Source organism: Sphingobacterium sp. LZ7M1 (assembly GCF_024296865.1).
Taxonomy (GTDB): domain Bacteria; phylum Bacteroidota; class Bacteroidia; order Sphingobacteriales; family Sphingobacteriaceae; genus Sphingobacterium.
Map to the genome: position 1 here is coordinate 1,336,920 of NZ_CP101134.1, position 24,782 is coordinate 1,361,701.

Annotated in this window: 21 protein-coding genes; 13 read left to right on the forward strand and 8 right to left on the reverse strand. The window is 39.8% G+C overall.

The features are described 5' to 3' along the window. Positions 1-542: 542 nt before the first annotated feature. Positions 543-1,022, forward strand: a complete 480-nt coding sequence (locus tag NMK93_RS05655; RefSeq protein WP_185213592.1) for a Dabb family protein — start codon at positions 543-545, stop codon at positions 1,020-1,022. Positions 1,023-1,098: 76 nt separating this feature from the next. On the opposite strand, the gene NMK93_RS05660 is transcribed toward NMK93_RS05655, so the two are convergent. Both NMK93_RS05660 and NMK93_RS05665 read right to left on the reverse strand, forming a co-directional pair. After that, the gene (locus tag NMK93_RS05660) at positions 1,099-1,413 is read right to left on the reverse strand and encodes a DUF4342 domain-containing protein (protein ID WP_185213593.1); all 315 of its coding nucleotides are present in this window, start codon (positions 1,411-1,413) and stop codon (positions 1,099-1,101) included. Positions 1,414-1,570: 157 nt separating this feature from the next. Continuing rightward, a complete protein-coding gene (locus tag NMK93_RS05665; RefSeq protein WP_185213594.1) occupies positions 1,571-2,359 on the reverse strand; it encodes a sulfite exporter TauE/SafE family protein in 789 nt (262 codons plus the stop codon). Between the two features lie 159 nt (positions 2,360-2,518). Between NMK93_RS05665 and NMK93_RS05670 the strand changes: the two genes are divergently transcribed. The 5 genes from NMK93_RS05670 to NMK93_RS05690 all read left to right on the forward strand — a co-directional run bounded on the left by NMK93_RS05670 (position 2,519) and on the right by NMK93_RS05690 (position 5,933). Beyond that, entirely contained in the window at positions 2,519-3,067 is a 549-nt protein-coding gene (locus NMK93_RS05670) for a YeeE/YedE family protein (protein ID WP_254528275.1), read from the forward strand. A 3-nt stretch (positions 3,068-3,070) separates the two neighbouring features. Next, a complete protein-coding gene (locus NMK93_RS05675) occupies positions 3,071-3,484 on the forward strand; it encodes a DUF6691 family protein (RefSeq protein ID WP_185213596.1) in 414 nt (137 codons plus the stop codon). Between the two features lie 73 nt (positions 3,485-3,557). Then, positions 3,558-3,866, forward strand: a complete 309-nt coding sequence (locus NMK93_RS05680) for a rhodanese-like domain-containing protein (RefSeq protein WP_185213597.1) — start codon at positions 3,558-3,560, stop codon at positions 3,864-3,866. Positions 3,867-3,915: 49 nt separating this feature from the next. After that, a complete protein-coding gene (locus NMK93_RS05685; RefSeq protein ID WP_185217253.1) occupies positions 3,916-5,295 on the forward strand; it encodes a rhodanese-like domain-containing protein in 1,380 nt (459 codons plus the stop codon). Positions 5,296-5,306: 11 nt separating this feature from the next. Further along, positions 5,307-5,933: a Crp/Fnr family transcriptional regulator gene (locus NMK93_RS05690; RefSeq protein WP_185217252.1), complete on the forward strand. Its 627-nt coding sequence runs from the start codon at positions 5,307-5,309 to the stop codon at positions 5,931-5,933. A 3-nt stretch (positions 5,934-5,936) separates the two neighbouring features. On the opposite strand, the gene NMK93_RS05695 is transcribed toward NMK93_RS05690, so the two are convergent. The 5 genes from NMK93_RS05695 to NMK93_RS05715 all read right to left on the reverse strand — a co-directional run bounded on the left by NMK93_RS05695 (position 5,937) and on the right by NMK93_RS05715 (position 14,233). Continuing rightward, complete coding sequence (locus NMK93_RS05695; protein ID WP_185213600.1) at positions 5,937-6,521, reverse strand: RNA polymerase sigma factor; 585 nt, start codon at positions 6,519-6,521, stop codon at positions 5,937-5,939. 303 nt (positions 6,522-6,824) lie between these two features. Further along, a complete protein-coding gene (locus NMK93_RS05700; protein ID WP_254528278.1) occupies positions 6,825-7,658 on the reverse strand; it encodes a hypothetical protein in 834 nt (277 codons plus the stop codon). Between the two features lie 17 nt (positions 7,659-7,675). Continuing rightward, entirely contained in the window at positions 7,676-9,373 is a 1,698-nt protein-coding gene (locus NMK93_RS05705) for a RagB/SusD family nutrient uptake outer membrane protein (RefSeq protein ID WP_254528287.1), read from the reverse strand. A gap of 8 nt (positions 9,374-9,381) precedes the next feature. Next, positions 9,382-12,873 carry a TonB-dependent receptor gene (locus NMK93_RS05710; protein WP_254528290.1) on the reverse strand — a complete coding sequence of 1,164 codons (3,492 nt, stop codon included), beginning with the start codon at positions 12,871-12,873 and terminating at the stop codon, positions 9,382-9,384. Positions 12,874-13,045: 172 nt separating this feature from the next. After that, positions 13,046-14,233, reverse strand: coding sequence for a FecR family protein (locus NMK93_RS05715; protein WP_254528293.1), 1,188 nt, complete (start codon positions 14,231-14,233; stop codon positions 13,046-13,048). 105 nt (positions 14,234-14,338) lie between these two features. On the opposite strand from NMK93_RS05715, the gene NMK93_RS05720 reads away from it, so the two are divergent. The 7 genes from NMK93_RS05720 to NMK93_RS05750 all read left to right on the forward strand — a co-directional run bounded on the left by NMK93_RS05720 (position 14,339) and on the right by NMK93_RS05750 (position 23,466). Beyond that, positions 14,339-14,740 (forward strand): hypothetical protein, encoded by a 402-nt coding sequence (locus NMK93_RS05720; protein ID WP_185217249.1) that lies wholly within the window; start codon positions 14,339-14,341, stop codon positions 14,738-14,740. A gap of 136 nt (positions 14,741-14,876) precedes the next feature. Next, on the forward strand, positions 14,877-16,232 hold the full coding sequence (locus NMK93_RS05725) for a TolC family protein (protein ID WP_254528296.1): 1,356 nt from the start codon (positions 14,877-14,879) through the stop codon (positions 16,230-16,232). A gap of 8 nt (positions 16,233-16,240) precedes the next feature. Then, positions 16,241-19,396 carry an efflux RND transporter permease subunit gene (locus NMK93_RS05730; protein ID WP_185213606.1) on the forward strand — a complete coding sequence of 1,052 codons (3,156 nt, stop codon included), beginning with the start codon at positions 16,241-16,243 and terminating at the stop codon, positions 19,394-19,396. A gap of 3 nt (positions 19,397-19,399) precedes the next feature. Next, complete coding sequence (locus tag NMK93_RS05735; RefSeq protein WP_254528299.1) at positions 19,400-20,488, forward strand: efflux RND transporter periplasmic adaptor subunit; 1,089 nt, start codon at positions 19,400-19,402, stop codon at positions 20,486-20,488. Positions 20,489-20,505: 17 nt separating this feature from the next. Beyond that, complete coding sequence (locus NMK93_RS05740) at positions 20,506-21,081, forward strand: TlpA disulfide reductase family protein (protein WP_185213608.1); 576 nt, start codon at positions 20,506-20,508, stop codon at positions 21,079-21,081. A 5-nt stretch (positions 21,082-21,086) separates the two neighbouring features. Further along, entirely contained in the window at positions 21,087-21,554 is a 468-nt protein-coding gene (locus tag NMK93_RS05745; protein ID WP_254528301.1) for a DsrE family protein, read from the forward strand. Between the two features lie 763 nt (positions 21,555-22,317). Further along, positions 22,318-23,466 (forward strand): Sb-PDE family phosphodiesterase, encoded by a 1,149-nt coding sequence (locus NMK93_RS05750; RefSeq protein WP_254528303.1) that lies wholly within the window; start codon positions 22,318-22,320, stop codon positions 23,464-23,466. An 83-nt stretch (positions 23,467-23,549) separates the two neighbouring features. On the opposite strand, the gene NMK93_RS05755 is transcribed toward NMK93_RS05750, so the two are convergent. Then, entirely contained in the window at positions 23,550-24,623 is a 1,074-nt protein-coding gene (locus NMK93_RS05755; RefSeq protein WP_185217243.1) for a DUF3667 domain-containing protein, read from the reverse strand. Positions 24,624-24,782 lie beyond the last annotated feature (159 nt).

Genomic DNA, 24,782 nt, shown 5'->3' on the forward strand with positions numbered 1-24,782 from the left:
AAAATTAAAGCTATTATGGACCCTATAATCCACAAGACCGTTTTTAATACAATTCGACCAAATCTATTCAAAGCCTGAAAAATATCCTTTTATAATTAATATTGTATCTCTTACTAACACCTATTAGCTGCATTTGTTTAATAATAAATCAATTTAATTGCAGCATAATTTTCCTGCAAATATATAGTTTGAAAAGGAAAATACCCTAGATTTCTTTATTGTCTTTCGGTGAATTAAAGCAAGGAATGTGCCGTATATTCTATTAATAATCAATTTGTTTACACTAAGTATTTTCATTTATAAATATTGAAATAACATTAAACTATTGTTTAAAAATTTTGAATTATTGATGTCTTATATTTCTGATTCCAAGTTCTATAATAAAAATAGCTTAGCCACTTTTGTAAAATTATAATATCGCTGTAGCGTTTCTCCTTCCATTTGTGAAACCTGTGCAATTTTTTCTTTTTACAGGGTTCATCAAGTGAATAAAAAGAAAGAATTCTTATATTTATATACCTACATCAATCTAAATTTTAAACATGAAAAGAAAAAACTTTATCACAACCATTCTAGTCGGAGCAAGTTCAGGAGCATTATTGAATTCTTGCGCAAATGAATCATCTAATGCCAACAAAAGTTCAAATGCAGACTCTACTTCAGCGGCTACCACTTCAACGGCAGCAGCTACGCAACAGGATGAGCTGGGGTCGGGACTAATTGTACATAATGTGTATTTTTGGCTTAAAGAAGGGATCACTGCTGAGGAGGAGAAAGATTTCATGAACTTTTTTGAAGAACTAAAGAAAGTTCCAGGACCTAAAGCCTTGAGGTTCGGAAAACCTGCGCCTACAACAGCTCGCGATGTCGTAGACAACTCCTTTTCCTACTATTTATTGGTGACTTTCAATACCATGGATGATATCAATACGTACGAACATCACCCAATACATCTTGGAGCGGTTGATAAATTCAGTAAATATTGGACCAAAGTTCAGGTAAAGGATGCTATCCTGATGTAATCTTGACCGATAAAAATATAAAAGAGGCCGCTGGATTTCCCAACGGCCTCTTTCGTTCAGTAAAAAATCTAAGAAATTAGTGGACTTCAATATCCGTACTTTGTGTGTTTTCTTCTGTTTTTGCGGCCTCATTAGGGTCTTTATCTTCTGGTTTATCACTGCGTTCTACAGTAATTTTGCATTCAGTTAACAAAGCTGCTATCGCGCCTACTGCTGCAAAGATCGGAGCCAATACAACTCCAATTACACCTAAGGTTACTGGAAAGCTCATAATGTCTTTTCCGTGCTTATCAGCAATGCTGATCTTCGTAACGTTTCCTTCAGCGATTAAATCCTTGATTCTTTTTAATAAGTTCTCCCCAGTTACTGAGAATGTTTCTTTAATTGACATAGTTGTTCGTTTTTATTTGATATACAATTTGTTGCTAAGTTATTTTTGTTACTCAAAGATAAGACTTGTACAACTTTCTCTACTACGAGATTAGGTCAATCAATATATATTTTCGGTAATTGCCAATAAATAATCGGTGAAAATTCCATTCTTGGACTTACTTGCTTATTTCCTGGATGATGACCACAATCCCCATCAATAAAACAAACCAACCGAATGCAGGTTTCAATTTTTTTCCATCAATCTTTTGGCTCAGTTTTGAACCGATCAATATGCCTGCAATAGCAATTCCGGAAATGGTTAATAGGAAAGTCCAATTGATCAAATGGAAGTCTAATTTTCCAATGAAACCAAAAAGTGAATTCGCCGCAATGATCAATAGGGAAGTGCCTACAGCTTTTTTCATCGGCATTTGATTAAAGATGATCAATGCTGGAATAATCAAAAATCCTCCTCCAGCACCAACTAATCCGCTGATAAACCCTACAGCAGCACCTTGAAACAGCAATGGCAGGATACTTCGTCGACTTAATTTCTTAGACTCCTCTTCCTGGTTTCCTTTTATCATTTTCAACGCCGCAAACAGCATCAGGACAGCAAATAGGAGCATGATTCCCATATTTTTGCTTACTGCAAAGCTGCCAACTTGAAACAAATGATTTGGGATAGACTCTATGACATATAACCGGGTCAAAAACACCGTAATAATGGAAGGTAGACCAAAATATAATGCCGTTTGAAAATCAACTAAATTATTTCGGAAATAGGGGATTGCTCCAACTGCAGAGGTAGATCCCACAATAAATAGGGAATAAGAAGTGGCCAATAATGGATCTATATGAAAAAGGTAAACCAAAACAGGTACAGTTAAAATACTGCCTCCACCACCAATCAATCCAAGGGAAATTCCAATTCCAATCGACGCAAAATATCCTAAATACTCCATAAATAAATTTTTCTTCCGCAAAGTTCAGGGAAAGATTTTTTGGAGTTAGTTACATTAGTTACATATCTATGAAGCAGTTTTGCTCAGGATATAAGTAACTTTGGTTACTGAAAGACTTTTTTAAAGACCGTACTTTTGCACAAAATTTATTTAACGACTATGGATTTATTAATGGGGCCTTGGCCCTGGTACGTCGGCGGCTCATTGGTCGCCCTTATTATGCTGGCTTTAATTTTACTAGGTAGAACTTTTGGATTTTCATCCAATTTCAGAAACATCTGCGCCGTCTTAGGGGCAGGCAATTCCTGTAGCTTTTTTAAATTTGATTGGAAAAAACAGATCTGGAACCTGTTGTTCCTGCTAGGATCTGTGTTTGGTGGCTTTCTTGCCGCACATTTTCTTTCCGACAATCAAATTCCTCAAATTTCCGAACAGACAGTTTCTGATCTGAAGGAATTAGGAATTGAAAGCGCCGGAAAAGCCTACTCCCCAACAGAAATCTTCGAAACCATAAACGCTAAAAACATCGCCATCCTTGCAATTGGTGGTTTGCTGATCGGTTTCGGAACTCGATATGCTGGTGGATGTACTTCTGGACATGCAATCTCTGGACTGAGTGACTTACAATGGCCTTCACTGATTGCTGTTGTCGGATTTTTTATCGGTGGACTTGCCATGGTTCATTTATTCTTCCCCCTTATTTTTTAAGACATGAAAAAATTGATTTATATATTATTAGGCGTGGCTTTTGGTATTGTCATGTATAAAGCTGAAGCGGCATCATGGTTTCGCATCTATGAAATGTTCAGCTTTCAATCCTTTCACATGTTTGGATTTATGGCAACTGCTTTATTGATTGGCGTTCCTGCAGTACAATATTTGAAACGCAAAAAAGTGAAAAATGTCAATGGCGATGCAGTTTGCATTTCTCCGAAGGCTAAATCAATCCCTAGGTACCTCATTGGAGGAATTCTGTTTGGACTTGGATGGGCATTGGTGGGTGCATGTCCTGGGCCAGTTTTTGTGTTGATCGGTTCAGGTTTGTACAGCATGTTGATCGTTGCGGGTTTTGCAATCCTGGGAACCTATCTATATGGTCTTGTGAAAGATAAATTGCCTCATTAACAAATTGATGTGTAACAAAAGTAGCGGATACTGATTATTGATAGACCTAACTTTGTTGTATAAAATTTGTGATATGATAAAATTATTGACAGTACCAGAGTTTAAGGCTCAAATAAAAAATAATGACGTTCAACTCATCGATGTGAGAACAGAAATGGAATATTCATTAGGTAAGATTGATGGCTCTACGTTGATTAATGTTCAATCTTCTGATTTTATGGATCAGGCTAAAGAATACATTGATTTTAAAAAGCCAATCTTTATCTATTGCCGTTCTGGAGCTCGATCACATATGGCAGCCAAGATCTTGGAAAACATGGGGGCAAAAGAAATTTTCGATCTACAAGGAGGATTTTTATCTTGGAGCCAAAACAATAAGTAAGAAACATTAACTTAACAGAATTATAAATTTAATATTTTAAAGGAATACTATGTTTTTTCAACAAGTTTATGATAAAACCTTAGCTCAAGCCAGTTTTTTTATTGGCTGCCAAGCTAAAAATGAAGCAATTGTAATTGATGCAAAAAGGGATATAGATACCTATTTGGAAATTGCAAAGCAAAATAACATGAAGATTACGCACATTGCTGAAACACATATTCATGCTGATTTCCTTGCTGGTTCTCGCGAACTGGCAGAAGTAACCGGTGCTAAATTATATCTTTCTGATGAAGGTGGTGAGAATTGGCAATATGAATTCCCTCATGAAGGGCTGAAAGAAGGCGATGTCATCAAAGTGGGTAACCTAAGTTTAGAGGTTATGCATACCCCAGGTCATACCCCTGAAAGCATCAGCTTTTTGTTAAGGGATCATCCTGCTTCCGAAGAGCCTGTAATGATTTTTACCGGAGACTTCGTCTTCGTAGGTGATATCGGTAGACCTGACCTGTTGGAGGAAGCTGCTGGTCTGGTTGGTACCAAGGAAATTGGCGCCCAGCAAATGTTTGAATCATTGAAAAAGTTTGCTGCTTTACCTGATTACGTGCAAGTATGGCCAGGCCATGGTGCCGGATCAGCTTGTGGTAAAGCCTTAGGTGCGGTTCCCAGCAGTACTGTGGGCTATGAAAAAATCAGAAACTGGGCTTTCCAATTCGGAGATGACTACGAAGGATTTAAGAACTACCTATTGAGTGACCAACCTGAAGCCCCTGTTTACTTTGCCATGATGAAGAAATTGAACAAGGTAGACAGACCTCTGTTGGTTGAAGTTCCTGAGCATCCTACCTTATCGGTAGAAGAAGTTGAAAAAATGGAAGATATCACCTTAATCGATACTCGCCATAAAACCGAATTTGCAAAAGGACACTTAAAGGACTCCATCAATATTCAAAACAATAATTCCTTGGCAAATTGGGCCGGATGGATGATTGACTATGATGAAAACATGGTCATGATAGCTGACGAAGGCAACCAAGAAGAGATTACAAGAAAATTGATGCGAATCGGTTTAGATAACATCAAAGGTTTTGTGACTGACTTGGAAACAGCAGATCTGGAAAAAACCAAGCTTGTCGATGCGGATACGGTTGAAGCGATGAAAGATAATGCCGACACGGTATTACTGGACGTACGCGGTTCCTCTGAATTCAAAGCTGAACATATCCCTGGAGCAGAACATCGTTTTGTGGGCTCTTTTAGAAAGAAATTGCCTACAGATATCAAAGATAAAAAGATCATTATTCAATGTCAATCTGGAGACAGAGCTACTATTGCAGCTTCTTACCTAGAAAAAAATGGTTTCGATCAAGTTTATAATTACGCCGGTAGTTTTATTGACTGGAAAAACCAAGGTAAAGAAACAACAAAATAGTATATTTGAGTATGAGTCTAATAGAAAACGCTTATACCGGAATATTAGAACCCGCCTTAATTGAAGAAATTGAGGCGGTTGCTACTTTAAAGACCTTTCAGTCTGGTGATATTATCATTGATATCGGTCAATATATCCGTTCCATGCCATTGCTGTTGACAGGTGCGATTAAGATCATGAGGGAGGATGAAAAGGAAGGGGAGCTGTTACTTTATTATTTAGCAAAGGGTGAAACTTGCACCATGTCGATTGCCTGTTGTTTAGGTAACAAAAAAAGTGAAATCAGGGCTCAAGCTGAAATGGAAACAGCGGTAGCCATGATCCCTAATCAATACCTCAATGAATGGCTTGTCAAATATAGTTCTTGGAGAAGCTTTATCCTCAATAGTTACTCCTCCAGAATGAATGAAATGCTTGGTGCTATCGATAACCTGGCATTTTCTAAAATGGAAGATCGCATCATGAACTATCTAAAAGAGAAAGTAAAACTTACTGAAGATAGAATTCTAACAGTTACTCACCAGGATATAGCTTTAGACCTAAATACTTCACGTGTGGTGGTCTCAAGGATCCTTAAGAAGCTGGAAAATGAAGATAAGATCGTGTTACTTCGGAATGAAATAAGGGTGTTAGTATAAAAGCTAGCGCTCTATTAAGAATAATAATAGGGACAAGTGATAATAGGAAATGTTTTTATGTTTGAATACCTTTTTCAACGTAGAGATTGCCTTAGATCTTGAAAAATAAACATTACTGGCAGTTGTCCCTAATTCCTCACAGATCTCTGCCGTTTCCTTACCCTCCAATACCGATAACTGAATTATTTTTCCCTGCTGTTTCGGTAATTTCTCAATCTCTTTTACAATCAATTCAATCAACTCGGTATAGATGATCTTGCTCAGGATACTTTCCTCTCCTGATTCTAAGTCAACCAACCATTCTTCATCATGCTGAAGTTGATTTCTTTTCAATTTCAAATGGTCCAAACATTCGTTCCTTGTAACAAGGTAGAGGAAGGATTTAATGCTTTCCTCGGCATGAAAGTTCTCCTTCTTTTCCCATAACTTAAAAAATGCCTCAGAAACAATCTCTCTAGCAATGTCCCTGTCCTTGATAATTTTGAAGGCATAGAAGTGCAAGGCATGGCTGTATTGATCCATGAAGTAGCATAAAGAAGATTCTTTACCCTGCTGTAAGCCAATGACTTCCTTGTCAAAATTATTCATGTTGTGATTTGATAGGCAATATTAAAATGGTCAATATAAATTTAATGTTAATTTGACAAATAAAAAAGTTTAAAGCAATTTTTTAAGCAATAAAATAGAAAGAAATTAGCCTATTTTAAATTATTTACAAAAACTATCCATAAACAGTAACGGGAATCACTGAGGTTTTAGGATAAAAAATCGAGATCTGCTTCCGCAGACCTCGATTCCTCAATTATAATATAATGACTCTAACAAAACTTACTCATTTTCAATTTTAGACAACCCAAAATTCTCAAGTCTGTCGTCTATTGTCTTATGTCCTTAAATAGCTTTAAAGTTCCAGAACCATGCAGTTCCCCATGCGCCTACACCAGGTTCAGGATAGCTTAATACAATTTCTGAATCATTAATGATCAAGATATCATATTCATAGACAGGTGCATTTCCCTCATTTGGGGATTTACCACAAAGGACAGTCACCCCTTTGGTGGTTAATTTTCCTTTGGCCCAAACGGTTCCATCGTCCAAGGTTACTTTCTTGCCCATGTCAAAAGAAAAACTACCCACTTCTTGTTGCCCTGTAGATTTTACTTTGGTCAATTTCGCTCCACGAAGGGAAAAGATCATTTTTGCGCCTTTTCCCTCTCCAGGAGCCTGACCATCTATATCGGCCTCTTTCAAGGTCCACCATGCTGGACCATTGCTGCCCATATAACCTCCATTTCCCCAAACTGCAGGTTTGGTCGTATCCCATACCCATGTCTTGTCCTTACCATCGGTTAGCATTCCCCATTCCAAAGGTACAGCAAATGACAACTCATCAACAGTGACTTTCAAGGACTTACTGATCTTACTGCCATCAGGGTTTAGACCTGTAAAGATGATTTCATTTTCTCCGGTAGAAACTAGAAGAACAGTATCCGTTTTCTTTTGTGTTACGCCGGTTCCATAATCCCAGGAGGATAGGACCGGACTATTGTTGTTGACTACTACCTTATTGCTCTTTTTACCATTTACGGTCAGAACAGTGGCAGAGATATCCAGTTGCTCAGCTGCAATGGCCGAACCCAATTCCATTCGATCTTCTATAGGTTCACAACCCAATAACAAGGCAAATGAAATCGAAAATATGATGATATAGATTAAATTTCTCATTTGATTAAGTTTATTGATTACCAACCTGGGAACTCATTGCTTGAATCTCCCCAACCTTTATTTTGAACCAATACGCCTTCTGAAAGCGCAATCTGCGAACTTGGAATTGGCCAAAAACCGCCCGTAGCATCAAAACGCGCCTTATATCCACCACCAAATCCCTTCATTTTCGTATCGATCCCTTTGTTTTTGATGTCCACACCTTCTTGTTTTGCCAAGGCAGTACTAGCATCATTCCAACGCATCAAATCAAAATAGCGTAAGCCTTCAAATGATAGCTCCCAACGACGTTCTTTTTTTAGGGCAGCCAATGAATAAGCTACTGGTGTCAATTTTGCCCTCGCTCTTACTCGGTTTAGGTTAGTTGCGGTCTCTGTCAACTCAGCATGCATTAGCAATACATCTGCAAACCTGATTAATGCCAGGTCCTGGGTATGCGCAAGTTGCATTTCAGATTGTGCGGCATTGGCCAAGATAGCATAGGATGGGAGTAGTGCGCCGCTTTCCTTGTCATAGGCTGTAATGGATATGTATTTCTTCTGCCAAAAACCCGTTTCTTCCATTTGGTTGTCGGCCCCAAAGATATAGGAGTCCACATCAGCTGTCGCATTGATGATGGAACCTTCACGTCTTACATCAGTTGGTTCGGCCTGTTTCCATTCGTTCCATAGGTTGCTGTTCACTGGTCCTGCTCCCCAGCCTTGGCCAAATGGGAATGTTCCAGCTAAACCGTTGTTAGAACGCAATCCAAAGTGTAAGTTGTATTGATTGGAATAACCCAAATTGTACTGATCTCCCCAATCCACCAAGGTACCGAATTTCACTGCAAATACAGTTTCCTTATGGCCTTCGCCTTCATACTTAAGGTTGTTATCCTTTGCGTATTTATAGTCCAACTTGGTGAACTCATTGGAATACGGCCACAGATTCCTGAAATCACTTACCAGGTCATGACCGCTGTTTTTGATACAATCATCTAACCATTGAATGACCTGTGCTTTGGTTACCGATCCACCAGATGCTAAAGGAAGATCAGCTTTTTTATAATATCCAGTATAGAAAAGGAAAACCCTTGCCATCAATGCTTCTGCTGCCCATTTGGTCGCATGACCCGAAGGGATTGAATTATAGGGCGTTGCTGGCATCAAGCTGATCGCGGTCTTCAAATCCTCAGCAATCAATGCATAAGTCTCTGCTGCTGGGTTTTTAGGGATATTGGTAACTTGAGTACTGGTCACTAAAGGAACCTCACCAAACATTTGGGAGAGTTCGAAATAATATAAGGCCCTTAAAAAATGAACCTCACCAAGAACTTGATTCTTCTGTCCTTCGCTGGTCCAACCTTGAACCTGATCCAATGTTTCCAATGCCGTATTGGCCCTGAAGATCCCTTGGTATCTTGCAGTCCAAAACGTCAAGAAACGGTCGGGCTGGGTATTCATCAGATGATCTAAACCTTGCATATCTCGGTCATTCTCACCACCACCGCCAAAACGGTCGTCTGAAGCCAGTTCAGCCATGTAGAAATGTGTATTCGCTACATTCGAAATCGCTGCGCTTAAACTGGAGTAAATGCCTGTAAGCATGGAGTTTGCATCCGATACATTGACCGGAAAATTCGCTGTATTTTTCTTATCGTAACTCTCAGAATCTAGAAACTTTTCACAAGAACTAAGAAATCCTACAGCCATCAATAATAATATCGTCTTTTTCATGATTGCAATTAAAATTTAAGGTTTAAACCAAACATTATAGTTCTAGGCTGCGGATAGAATCCTAAATCAATTCCAGTAACCCACGACTTATCATATCCATAACCGATTTCTGGATCCATTCCGCTGTATTTGGTAAATGTGTACAGGTTCTGAACAGTTCCATATAAACGGATCTGGCTGAATGGCGATTTATTCCATAATTTGGAGAAATCATAACCTACAGTAATGTTTTGGATCTTCACAAAATCGGCATCTTCGATATAGATATCAGAAATATATTGGTTATTGGTATGGCTACCACTGGTTAAGCGTGGTAATTTGTTGGAGGTTCCTTCTCCATGCCATCTTTCAAAAATCTCAGTCGTATAGTTCTGTAATGGGCTGTCAGCAAATGAACGGTAAGATTTTGCAATCTGATGTCCAAATGAACCATGAGCAGTAATGCCCAAATCAAATCCCTTGTAACCCAAGCTGATGTTCATACCACCACTAAAGTCAGGATGTGGGTTACCGATCATCATTTTATCCTCATCAGTAATTGCACCGTCCATGTTTGCATCAACAAAAGCCACATCGCCAGGTTGTGCGGTAGGTAATACGCCTTTTCCAGCAGCACGCCATGCATCAATCTGATCTTGGTTTTGGAAGATACCATCAGTCTTGAATCCATAGAAATAGCCTATTGGAAAACCGACTTGAGCACGGTACATCTCTTTTGTTCCTTGACTCAGTACATTTTCTTCACCGTGGATAATTCCTTCTGAATTGGCGATACGAACAACTTCATTTTTGTTATAGGCACCATTCAATCCGATGCTATAATTGAAATTATCATTTCTATCTGACCAGTTCAATCCAAGTTCAAATCCTTTGTTAACGATGTCACCACCATTGATAAATGGGGCAGAGGTTCCATAGATCGCTAGTACCGGAGCCTGAACTAACCAATCCACCGTTGATTTTTTATACCAATCGAAGACTACCGATAATTTGTTGTCTACAAACCTGGAATCTAAACCTACGTTGATCTGTTCGGAAGTTTCCCAACTCACATCTGGATTAGGAAGAATATCTGGATATGCTCCGCGAAGAAGCGTATTCATGTTATTGCCAAAGTAATAGCCGTTTTTATTGTTAATGGCAATGGTAGCCAAGTATTGAAACGGTGAAATGCTTGCATTACCATTTTGTCCCCAGCTTGCTCTCAATTTGAAGAAATTGATGCTTTCATTTCCTTTTAGGAAATCTTCATTGCTCACTACCCAACCCACAGATGCCGATGGGAAATATCCCCAACGCTTTCCAGGAGCGAAATTAGATGAACCATCCGCTCTTAGGGTTAAAGTAGCCATATAGGTCTCATTGTAGTTGTAGTTGATACGTCCAAAAACAGAGGCAATGGAACCCATTGGCCAATGAACACCATTCACGGTTGGAATAAATCCATCGTATCCTTGTCCATTGCTGACCCATGCTTTATCCCATTGGCCAGGGAATGAGGAGTTAGAGGTCGATACACTTAGGTCTTCCCCAATACCACTTTTCTCCATGGATTGACCGGCTACAACATCAAATTGATGACCTGTAATCGGTTCAAAATGGTAGCTTAAAGTGTTTTCTAAAACCCAATTATATCCTACAGATTGGTTCTGACTGATATCATCTACCGCATTTTGAACCGTGGTAGATAGGTTATAAACATCCGTATATTGCCTGTAGGTCGATGCACTCATTCTATATCCAAAATTTGACTTGAATATCAAGTTCTTGATAGGCTGGACCTCTATATAGGCATTGGCAAATAAGCTATGGCTTTTTGCTTTATTCTGACCTCTACGGAAGACCATCTCCGCCATAGGGTTGGAAATAGCTCCATCCAATGCCCATTTATCTGCTACTTTGCTCGGTTGATCATAGTAGCCCCCATTTTCATTGAATGCAGGCAATAATGGATTGCCTACTAGCATGTTATGAACGTCATTCCAATAGATGTTACCAATACCGATTCCTGAGCGGTTGTTGTAACCGTAATTAATGTTCTCTCCAATTTTGATGATATTGAATTCATCATTTTTCAATAGGATATGGTCTGAATTAATCCGAACGGTATGTCTTTGGAAATCAGGTTGAACTGGTTTTCCAATGATCCCTTCACGATTGGTTATGGAATATCCCATAGAGAATTTTGACTGTTCATTTCCTCCCATGAGGTTTAAGGATGTATTCTGTAAGATAGCATTGTCATTATGGATCTCTTTCATCCAGTTGGTGCCATTCCAGGTTCCATCTTGAATTTGTTGGTATTGTTTAGGAATAAGGTTTGCCCAGTCATAAGGAGCTCCACCCTCATTAAAGCGACGTTCATCTTGGATCGTCATATATTCTTTTGCTGTTAATAGGGAAGGAAGTTTATAGGCATTTTGGAAACCTAAATAGTTATCAATATGCAAAGACATTTTTCCATCCTTACCTTGCTTGGTAGTGACCAAAACAACCCCATTTGCAGCTCTTGCTCCATAAATGGCTGCAGAGGCAGCATCTTTTAATACGTCGATACGCTCAATATCCGAAGGGTTCAGCATATTGATGTCTCCACCGGCAATTCCGTCAATGACATATAAGGGGCTTGAGTTACCAATGGTTCCTAGACCGCGGATCGTTACTTTGAAGCTTTCACCCGGCATCCCTGAACTTTGGGTAATCTGCACGCCCGGAGATTGACTTTGTAGGGCCTCCAAGATACTTGGGGTGCTTAATTTCTCAAGATCTTCTCCTTTTACCTCAATGGTTGCTCCTGTAGTCAATTTCTTCTTTTGGGTACCATATCCAACAACCACAATCTCATCTAAGTCACCTAATTCTTCTTTTAGGATGATGTTGATGTTCTGTTGATTGCCAATACTAACTTCTGATTTCAAGAAACCTATGTAGCTCACGATCAAGGTTATATTGTTACCATTAACCTCTAAGGAGAAGTTTCCGTTTGCATCCGTCGATGTGCCGTTGTTGCTGCCTTTTACGACTACGGAGGCACCTTGAATAGCATTTCCAGACTCATCGCTTACCTTTCCGCTGATGCGTCTCTGTTGGGCGGATCTGTTTTCTGCCGTAGAAACTTGGTTTCCTAAGGTTGGATTTTCTGATCGACGTAGGATGATCGTGCCATCAACCAATTCCCAGGAAATAGGTTTCCCGGTAAATAGATTGGTCAAGGCCGTTTCAAGTTTTTCATCCTTGATGTCTGCATTGATCTTGGTATTTGCAATGTCTTTGCCGTTCAAGAAAAATGGAATGCCACTCTGTTTCTGAATGGATTGCATTACTTGAACCAATGGTGAGTTCTTTGCTTTTATGCTGACATGCTGTGCATAGCTGCTCGCATATACTTGAACTACACTTAGGACAGTCAATAAAAAGGTTAATTTCATGGTCAATACCCAGTGTTTTAATTTAGGTATGGCAGACCTACTGCCATAATCAAATTGTTGTATAAAAATCATATTTTTGTACAATTAGGATTTTAAATGATTAAGGTTTACTATCAGTTTACTGTATTCTCGAGATCCTCATTTATAGCCGAACATTGGTGTGAGAGACCATGTTCGGTTTTTTATGATGATCACCCTAAATGGGAATTGTGTAATGGTTTCTTTTCATAATTTGTTTAGTTTATTAAATGATGATTAGTTTATAAGTACTTCCTTTTTGTTTCAATTTGAATTTCACGCCACTGTTCTCAATCAAGCGAATGACCTCAGCCAAGTTTTTGTCCCGGCCGATTTCTCCATAGAAATAGGTAGCAGGGATATTTCCTTGGTACTCCACCTGTATGTCATACCAGCGGCTCAAGCCTTTCATCACATCCCTCAACTCCGTTTCATAGAACATGAATTTATTGTTCTTCCAGGCAATAAAGCTCTCAACATCCACCGTTCTCTTGCTTAGACCACTTGCTGTATTGATCGCTTGTTGATTGGGCGTCAGGCTTACTTTGCCAGAGGCGGAATGGATATTGATGGAACCTTCTACCAAGGTAGAAATGGTTTGGGCCTCATCTGGGTATGCCGAAACATTGAATTGTGTTCCCGTTACTTCAATGGTCTGTGCACTACTGATTACCTCAAATGGGACTCTTTTGTTGTTCTTGTTCAGCTTCGCAACTTCAAAATAACCTTCACCTTCAAGTTTTACCGTCCTTCGATTTGGCTCAAATGCCAAAGGATATTCCAATTTGGACATGGAGTTTAACCATACCTTGCTGCCATCTGGCAATACAATCTGATATTTACCTCCTTTAGGAACATTGATCGTCGCCATGATCTTGCTGAGGTCTTTTTTATCTACAGCAAGGAGTGGGGTGCCATCAGAATATTCCAAATCCTGGTCTATTACTATCCCATCTTTGTCACTTCGTAGGTTTATCGTCCTTCCATCAGATAACTTTAATTCTGCTTTATTGGAACCTGGTAATACGGACGATAGTTCTGCATCGATTTCTGTAAAATCAGGCGTACGATAATGATAAAAAGAATATCCTATTCCCAGCATCAGGACAATGGCGGCAGCATAATACAACCAGGTCCGTTTCTTATAACGGATAGGTTTTGCTTCGGCATTCCTGATTTTTTGTAAGGTATCGGACTTCATGTCTTCCAGCCATACTGCATGGTCTGATTGGTTTAGGTTTACCCATACCAAAGCATCCTCAAACAATTCATCATCGGTCAATAGTTTTTTGAAGAATGCTTCATGTTCTGGCTTTTCCTTTATCCATTGGTCTAATCGGACACTCTCAAGCGAACTGATATTCCCCTCAATGTATTTTTTGATTAATGCAGCTACTTCTCTGGAAGTTTTCATTTTGTTTATAATGGTCGTTGGAGCTAAAACGAACATCTAGGTCAAACCTTAGTAACTTTTTTAAAATATTTTTTATTTCCTCCCAGAAGCCATAACTTTGCACCTATGCTTAACACAACAATCGGGTTCAATCAGCAATTTCCCCTTATCGCTAAGGTATTAGGGATAGTATTGCTGTTTGTATTAACCTCCTGTCCGATTAAGGCATCAATCAAGCAAAATCTGTATCAGGATACCAAAACTGAAAGCAGAAGCAACAAATCAGCAAAGCCTGATTCTTGGATTGACTACGAAACGGTAGATTGTAGCGTTGCGAATGAGCAAATCAAAGCTCATGATCTCGTGGTTAAAGATTTTCAAGTGCAGCCCGCTGTATTTGCTTTGTTTAGCCTTGCCTTAATCCTTTTTTCTTTCCTGCCTAGGAAAGAAGTAAAAAACTATCATTGGAATTCCCAAAAGACAAATTCCAATGACCTATTCCTTCAATTCCGTCGATTAAACTTATAGAATTGCTATCCTGACATCTGTTTGTCATTCTGACAAATGTATGTTGGCCTGGAAATGGACTGTCTTGTCCTTTCCTAAATTTTCTGTGCAGTGGCATGGCCAAGCCATTCAATCAATTCAAATTTTAATATTTAATATGGGTTTAAAATTAAATAGCCTATTGATCCTGCTGGGGATGTTTTTTGCCATGGATAGCCATGCCCAAAACCTGCAAGATCTCTGGGACAAAACAAGGAATTATTACAAAGGATTTGAAGTTCAGAAACAACAGATCCTATTGGCAAAACAGGATAGTATTGCCCAACAGATAAAATACAAACCGCAAGTTCAAGCGCAATTCCAACAAGGCTTTAGCTCCGTAGAAGGAACTTCAGGTGCTTTTCTTCCGCTACCCGGAATTATGAATATTTCCGGTCCTAATCAATTGGATGGAGCTTCCGCCACCTTTAATCATTTCCTTTCCGGTAGTATGAACTGGGATTTGATCAACTTCGGAAGAAAAGCGCTTGACAAGGACATATCCAGTACCAAGGTTGACTATTCCAAACTGAAAGAACAGGATTTCTCTTACAACGTCCAACAAAAGTTGAGCAGACGCTATATCGAATTCCTGTTTTTCCAGGTAATGGATGATTGGTACAAAAAACATAGCGAACGCTATCAGTCTATTTTGGAGATTACCAAAGGCCTTGCGCGTGCAGGAATTGTTCCTGGAGCAGATACCTTATTGGCTACCTCATCGCTAAAGAACGTAGAAAGTAACTTGCTTCAAATCCAAGGGAAATTAAATGGCGCCAAGATCTTGTTGAAAGAATTTACCAACGAAGAGGTAGTAAGTGTCGGAAATTCCAGTCCGGAAGCTTTTTTACAGGTAATAGGGAGTCAACAGACCAATGCGGTTGAACATCCATTGCTGATGATGAAAAAGAAAGAAGAGGAATCATTGACCCTCTTGGAAAAAAAACAGGGAAAAGAACTTTTTCCTCGAGTGATGTTATTGGGAGGATTGGCCAATAGGAACTCAGGTATTACAGCCAATGGATATGTGAATGCCAACTACAGTGAAATCTATAATGATTTTGCCAATAATTATTTTGTAGGTGTTGGTGTAACCTGGAATCTTCAGGATATGTTTAGATCCAAATCGGATAAGAAGCAATTCAACATAAAACTTCAGAACAATCTATATGAACAGGAACTGCTACAGAATGAAATAAGCAGCAACCTCAATCAGCTGAATGCCGAAATATCAGCGGCTGCTGAGGGCATTGAAGAATCAAATATCAGTAGACAACAGGCAGAAGATGCCTATCAGCTCTATAAGGCACGCTATGAAGGTGGATTAATAAACCTTTCGGAGCTCTTGCAAGTTCAGGAAATCCTGCTTCAGACAGAAAGACAGAACCTGACGGCTTATTTGAATTACTGGAACCTGATGGTCAATAAAAGCTATCAACAAGCGGATTTCAGTCAGTTGTTTACTCACTTTTAAAGAATACTATGAATTTAATACGTTTTGCTTTAAGAAAACCGATCGCCATCATCATGGTCATCTTCGCGATTGCCTATTTTTCATGGCCGGTTATCAAAAAGATTAAAGTCGATATATTTCCGGAGATCGAATCTCCAGCCATGTACATTGCCATGCCTTACGGTGGACTTTCACCGGCCTATATGGATGGCTTTATGGCCAATGAATTCCAGAAAGTACTACTCTTTGTAAACGGTGTCAAAGAGCTGGATTTCAAAAGTGTACAGGGTCTTTCCTTAATGAAATTGACCTTCTATCCCGGAACGGATATGTCCCAGGCATCTGCAGAAATCAGTATGCAGGTTTCTAGGGCAATGGGTTTCCTGCCTTCCGGAGCGGTACCTCCCATGGTTGTACGCTTCGATGGTAGTTCACTGCCGGTTGGTCAATTGGTATTCGACTCAGATCAACATTCGGTCACCGAACTTCAAACCATGGCAGTTACGAAAGTACGGCCAATGTTCGTGAATATCCCGGGGATAACGGCTCCTGCACCTTTCGGTGGTAATATGCGAAGCTTGGTGGTCAATATTGATCCCCAGAAGATGAAAGCCCATGGCTTGAGTCCAGAGGAAGTGACCCTTGCTGTCACTAAAAACTCCATGCCTTCACCCGCAGGAAATGTACGGATCGGCGATAAGAACCTGATGGCGCCTATTAATTCTATTTCCAATGGAGTGGATGAGTTTTTACAGACGCCTATTAAATCTTTGAATGGACGAACCATATTGATCGGAGACGTGGCAACCGTCATGGATGCGGCGGATCAAACCGTAGGTTATGCCATCATCAATGGAAAACGATCGGTATACCTACCGATTATCAAAAAGCCCGATGCATCCACTTTAGATGCGGTAGATAACCTGAAGAAAGCTTTGCCCATGTTGGAAAGCCTTCTTCCTGAAGGGGTGAAGATTACCTATGCCTTCGACCAATCTGTTTATATATCCCGGTCACTTTCCAATTTGATTTTTGAAGGTGCTTTGGGAGCCTTATTGACGGGCTTGATGGTATTTCTCTTCCTTCGAGATCCAAGGGGTGCCCTTATTGTAATCCTGACGATTCCGATTGCCATTATTACTGCTGTGATAACCCTGCATATGATGGGGCAGAGTATCAATATCATGACCCTTTCGGGATTGGCACTTTCTATCGGTATTCTCGTCGACGAGGCCACGGTGACCATTGAGAATATCCATCAGCACATGGAGCTAGGGAAGAAAAAATCACGGGCCATTCTGGATGCTCTGTTAGAAATATCAGCTCCAAAATTGCTGATCCTACTTAGTATTTTGGCAGTACTGACCCCAGCATTTATGATGGAAGGGATACCGCGAGATATGTTTATGCCATTGTCCATGGCCGTAGCCTTTGCCATGATCGCTTCTTTTATATCTTCCCAAACCTTCGTGCCCATCATGGCCAATTGGATCATGAAGACCAAGAAGCATCATGCTGGGAAATATAAACGTTCTTTTGTGGACAAAGTAGGGGTGAAATACGTATATAGATTGCGCTCGTATTTTGCGAAATCAAAATTGATTTCCGTTCTATATGTTGCGGTAGCTCTGTTGTTAGTTTTTGGAGCCGTGAATATCTTAGGTACGGATATCATGCCCAAATCAGAAGGCGGTGACTTTCAAGTCAGGCTGCGCATGCCAGATGGTACCAGATTGGAGCGTACGGAAGAGGCGGTAAAATCGATGACCAAAAGTATAGTTGCCGAGTTGCCTGAAAACAGTCTGAAGATTTCATCTTCTTTTGTCGGCATGCATCCATCAGCAAATCCAATCAACCCTATTTTCTTGTTTACGAGTTCAACTGGAGAGGCTGTCATGCAATTCTCCTTGGACAAGAAGAAATTAGGGATGAAAACAGACCAGTTCAAGGAGTTTGTTCGGAACCATGTCAAGGAGAAATATCCAGAAGCAAGGATAAATTTCGAACCGATCGAACTGATGGAAAAAATTATTGGACAGGGGTCCATGACTCCGGTGGAGGTGAAAGTAAGCTCTGCGCAATTGAAGAACGCCGAAGCTTTTGCCGAAAAAATTAAAAAGGAATTGGCAAACTATCCTTTCTTAAAGGATGTGCAGCTAGCCGAACCCTTACATTATCCAACCATTGATATCAAGATTGATCGCAGAAGGTTAGCGGAATTTGGTCTAACGGTTCAGGAAGTTTCCCGAAACTTGGCTGCAACAACTTCATCGACCCGATTTACGGATAAGAACCTATGGGTGGATCCTAAATCAGGTTTGGTTTTCCAAGTGCAGGTTCAGGTACCTGAAAATATGATCCAGACGCTTCAAGATTTGAGGTCTATTCCGGTTAAAGCTGGCTCATCAACGCCTTTATTGGAAGATATTGCAACTATTACCGCCAATGAGGTTCCCGCACAGGTAAACCGTAGAGGACCAAATAGGTATGTGAGCATTATTGCAGACATCCATGAAAAAGACCTTGGTGCTGCCAACAAAGCGGTCAATGAATCCTTGGAAAAGGTAGGAGAGGCTCCACGCGGTACCCGAATCTGGAAAGAAGGTAACCTAACTTTATTGGAGGACACCTTGGCTGGATTACTTTCAGGACTATCCATTGCCATTGTCGTCATCTTCTTTATGATGTCGGCTTATTACCAATCTGTTCGTGTAAGTCTGGTTATCCTTTCTGTAGTTCCTGCAGTGATTGCCGGGTCTTCCATTATGATCTGGATCTCTGGAAGTACCTTGAACCTACAATCCTATATGGGTATCATTATGTCCATCGGTGTGTCGGTTTCCAATGCGGTCTTGTTGATCAATCAAGCAGAATGGTATAGAAAGAAACTGAATCTAACAGCTTCTCGATCTGCATTATTAGCTGCCAAATCTAGGTTCCGTCCTATTCTGATGACCGCCCTGGCCATGCTTGCGGGAATGACGCCAATGGCATTGGGAATGGGAGATGGTGGTGAACAGGTTGCTCCATTAGGTCAAGCTGTTATTGGTGGGCTGCTTAGCTCTACTTTAACTATCTTATTGATTATTCCATTGATTTTCAGTCTTATCATGAACAAAGCATCTTATGGATCACCTTCATTGGATCCTGATGATTCAAACAGTAAATTTTATTTAGAGAAATAAACCATGAAAAAACTTAGCATATTCGGACTTGTCTTATTATTAGCTGGTTGCCAGGCAAACAGCAAAGAGGCAGATACTAAAAAGGAGGGTCCATCCAATAATACGGTTTCGGTTAAGGTTACCCAACCCATCGAACAACAACCTTCGTACAGCTTGAAGTTGCCAGCTGAATTGCATCCCTATGAATCGGTGGATGTCTTTGCAAAGATCAAAGGCTTTGTCCGAAAGATCAATGTTGATGTGGGCGATCAAGTGAGCAAAGGTCAGATCCTTGCGGTTTTGGAAGCTCCTGAAATGGATATCCAATCCACAGCGGACCGAGCTAAATCCCAGCAATTGAGTGCAAATTTCGAAGTCAGCAAAAGCCGGTTCGATCGCTTGAAAAAGGTGAAGAGCCAAAGTTCAGGCGCTGTTTCAGACCTTGAATACGAGCAAGCCTATGGTTCGATGTTGAGGGATAGCGCCGCATTGGAAGAGAGTAACTTCTCTTACAAGAAATCAAACCAAATGCGTGAGTATTTGGTCGTAAGGGCTCCATTCTCCGGTGTGATTACCCAAAGGAACTTTTCCGTAGGTGCATTGATGGGCGATACGGGAATGCCATTTTTTAAATTGGTAGATAACAATAATTTAAAGTTAAAGGTGGTCGTGCCTGAATTACATGCGCAGTCTATCTCAGACAGTACCGTGGCAAGATTCAAGGTGCTGAGCAAACCTGATACGGTATTTACTGCCCAGTTGAAAAGGAATGCTTTGGTAATAGATCCTGTTTCTAGGTCCTTGGCCTTAGAATTTGATGTGCCGAATAAGAGCAGGGCCATGAATGGCGGTGATTATACGGATGTCCAATTAAACCTTAAGCGAAAAAGACCTACGGTATTTGTACCCCAATCTTCTGTGGTGAATTCCCAGTCAGGAATATTTGTCCTTAAACTTGCTGATGGAAACAAGGTAGAACGCGTTCCTGTGGTTTTAGGTCAAGCTCAAGATAAGATGATGGAAGTGTTTGGTGATCTAAAACCAACAGATCAGATCATTGAAAAGGGTTCAGAAGAAATTAATTCTGGACAAATAGTTCAAATAATAAAATAATCTAAGCAAATTTAAATATGAAAACGAAGCAAATGATTTTGGGAATCTCTATGTTGGCCCTATTGGCAGTTGGATGTAGTTCCGGGACTAAAAAGGAAGGTTCTGCTGATTCAACGGTTCAAGTTGATAACACGGAAGAAGTCCAAGAAGCGAAAATGGTCGGCAAACAAAATGACCTGAAAGCAAGTTTTACCAATATCAACGGTGAAACTGTTGCATTGAGCGATCTTAAGGGAAAGGTTGTTGTCATGAACTTCTGGGCAACATGGTGTCCGCCATGCATTGCAGAAATGCCTTCCCTGCAAAAATTGCATGAGGAATTGAAATCTGAAAAGGATATCGTCTTTATGGCCATTGAAGTGGATCAGGATATTGATAAGGCGGCCAAATTTATGGCCAAGAACAAATATACCTTGCCCTTGTACACCGTTGGGTCGGAACTCCCAGAGGAGTTAATGTCCAATTCCATTCCAATGACTGTAATCCTTGCCAAAAATGGAGACATTATCGGCAAGCAGGTCGGTATGATGGATTTCAAGTCCGAGAAACTTAAACAAGGATTAATCGATCTTACAAAAGAAAACGAAAGATAATATCAATGAAATACATAATAATTATGATGCTACTCGCTGGATTACATGGAGATGATGCCTTCGCGCAATCACGTGAAGAACTGATCGCAAAAAATCAACAATATACAGGTGCAGATACTCAAAAAGAGAAATATAAAGCCGTGTATCAATTGGATACCGATAATCCTGATATCGTAAAGAAAGCGTTCAGAAACATCAATAACCTTCTCAAAGATCCACGTTTAAGTGGCAAACTGGAAGTCGAACTGGTGACCTTTTCCGGAGGTACGGAAGTGATGCGCAAAGACAATCAATACGAAGAACAGCTTTTGGGACTTATTGAAAAAGGAGTACGGGTGGTTCAATGCCTGAATTCTCTTGAAGAAAGAGGGTATAAAAAGGACGAACTCTTTGACTTTATTGGATACACCCCAAGTGGCAATGGAGAACTCGTGATCTTAAATAATGAGGGCTGGACAGTGATCAAGCCTTAAGGATCATAGCAGATAATAAAAAAAAGCAACCCTTTCTGGGTTGCTTTTTTTGAATCAGGATGGAAAGGATTGGAGGATAGACCAAGATTTACACTTCTAAAAGAATACTAGCTAACTTCCAATTCTGAACGAATAGTGAGGAATCTGTACGGTGGTCCTCCCAAACAGCCTGTCATCTTCAATCGAAGATTGAAGAATTGTACGCCATTGTTTCCCAGATCTTGGTCTAACCTTTCATCCCTTTCATCCTGGTTCAATATAGCTAACAGTTCCTGTACCGAAGGTGCAGGATGACATGATCTTCAAAAACAGTAAATAGATTCCTCACTGATCGTTCAGAATAGCAGTGTGCTAAAGAAATTTTCTTTTGGTGCTTTAATCTTGTTTCATCCTCTCATCCTTTTCATCCTGGTTCCTTCCCAGTTCTTGGTCTATCCTCTTATCCTTTTAATCCTGGTTCAACCAATCCATCCCTTTAATTCCACTAAAATTCTACAAATTATGAAGGATATTTTTCGAACATTCTTTTGGTCTCATTCGAGACATATTCGGAAAATTCGGAATGTGTCTCGAATAAGGTCCATCCAAAACTCAACAAGAATTCTCAAACGAAATGCAGTTCGGCTCATTCAAATTTCCTTAAAAAAGTGATAGAAAAAAATGTAAAACACTTTTATTTTCTTAATTAATCGACAACACAATGTTAATATTCACTTAATAAAGCTTTGCTATTTTCGTGACCATAACTTAAGCTGATTAAACTATGAAAATCAAATCTACTCTTTTGGGAGCATTGCTTCTTTCAGTGGTTGTTACACAAGGCCAAACTGATAACGGCATTATGGAATTATCGGAGTTTGCATATCCAGTCAAACGCAAGAACTTAAATATTCCCAATGTCAATGGTTTCCAGGTTTTGAAATGTGATTTTCATATGCATACGGTCTTTACCGATGGTCATGTTTGGCCTAATGTCCGTGTTCAGGAAGCTTGGCGTGAAGGATTGGACGCTATTTCATATACCGAACACATGGAATATAACCCGCACAGTGCGGATGTGAAGGTAGACCATAACCGTTCCCATGATTTAGCCGTAGAACTAGCAAAAGAAAACAATGTCCTTTTGGTGAAAGGTACTGAAATTACCCGTCAAACTCCTCCAGGCCATTTCAATGCGCTATTTATTCAAGATGCCAATACCTTAGTTTCCGATAATAATGCAAGCCTGGACCAAGAAGCGATCGATAAGGTTTATGCCCAGAAAGCCTTTATCTTCTGGAACCATCCTGGTTGGCAGGTAAATAACATACCTGGCTCTTATGAATGGATCGATTTTGTGGAAAAGATGTACCAAGAGAAAAAGCTACATGGCATCGAAGTGGTTAATGGACTTGGATTCCATAAAAAAGCGTTGGACTGGGCATTGGACCGAAATCTGGCCATTATTGGAAATACAGATATCCATAACCTGATTGCCCATGATTATGATATGGAAAAACCTGGGGTTCATAGAACTATGACATTGGTCATGTCAAAAGACCGTTCAGCAGCTGGAATACGTGAAGCTTTGGAAGCAGGGCGTACCGTAGTTTGGTCAAGTAACTATCTTTTTGGAAAGGAAGAACATGTTAGGGAATTAGTGAATGCCTGTGTTTCGGTCTCAGCATCCTATCATGAAAAAATCAATGGCAAAACAAAAGTGAAGACCAGATATTATGAAATCAAGAACAATAGTGACCTATACTTTGAACTGGAACTAAAAGAAGGAAAGGGAACAAAGCGATTGGTCCTTTATCCAGAATCCACTCAAATCTTGACTGCCGAAGATGGCCAATCCAGACTGTCCTATGAAATTATTTCCACTTATATCAGAAGTGACAAACATTTGCAGTTTGAAGTCAATCTTAAATAAATAAGCATACAACCAACAAGTTAATATTAAAAAACCGCCCCAGAAATTCTGTGGGCGGTTTTTGTTAAAGATCGTATTTTGGATTAATGGATCAGCAGCAGAGAAATGCTTACCAAGATCATCAATAGGATTGAAAAAGCAAATGAATTGACAATGAATACTAATATTCCTATCAGAATACTCCTTCTTTTCCTAGTCGCATAGAAACGGTGATGTGCGATAAAGAAATACAGGCCTGCATATATCATGGCAATGCCGTAAATCCATGTGGAAAGATGGTTGAACCAGGCATAGGCGTGAAGGCTCGGTTCAATCAGGTTCATGATAAGGAATAAGGTAGCGATCATGAGCAAGAAAGAAAAATAATGAAGTGTAAATACGCCATGGTCGTAATACCACCATTTTTTCTTGTCATGGAAGAGGTACAGGATCAGTGCAAATATCGGCAGGTAGAAAAATAAGGCTTTTGGGAAAGTATGCATAAAAACAGTCACAAAGCTCTGTACTATATCATTCAATGGAACCTGATGGTCCTTCAGTTCGAAATATTTATTTACATATGGCCTGAAAATCTTTCTGATTATGGAAGGATTTACTTGGGAGATGGAGTCGTATTCAGCTAAGGAATTAAAACTGAACAGCTTTGTGTTGCTTAAATCGGCATCATCTTCATGCTGTAAGCTATCCAGATTAAAGATTTGGTCTATTTTTGAATTTAATTCCGCAGAATCTAAAACCCCAATGCTTCCATTGGCCAAAAGATCCTGATTTAGTTCCTTCCGTAGGATTTCCTTTTGCAAGGAATCCAGGGAAACATTTCCTGAATTGTCAGCATGATTGTTAGTGCCTACGAAAGACGCAATAAAGAAGGTTACAAAGGAAATGAAGATATACAGTTTGACAGGGGGCACATATCCTTGCCTTTTACCGGAAAGGTAGATTTTGGTCAGCTTTCCTGGAAAGAACAAAAGATACTTCATGGTTTTCCAGAACTGACCATCATAGTGGGTGAAGTCTTCAAAAAAGTGGGTAAAGAGATAATGAAAAGGCTGTCTGTTTTCCGTGTTTTCCTGTCCGCAATGGGGGCAGAACCTTTCCTCGACGAAGTGACCGCAGTTTAAGCAGTTTTTTTCTTCACGTAGTTTTCCGTGGCTCATTAATTTGGTCAGTATTTTAATGCAAAATATTAAATATTATTAAAAAACTAAGGCTTTAATCCGACAAAAAATATTAACCATGTAGGCCTTGTATGAACGCTAGGGTTCTTGTTTAATTTTTCTAATTAATAAAAAATAGAAAGTAATTGAATAAATATT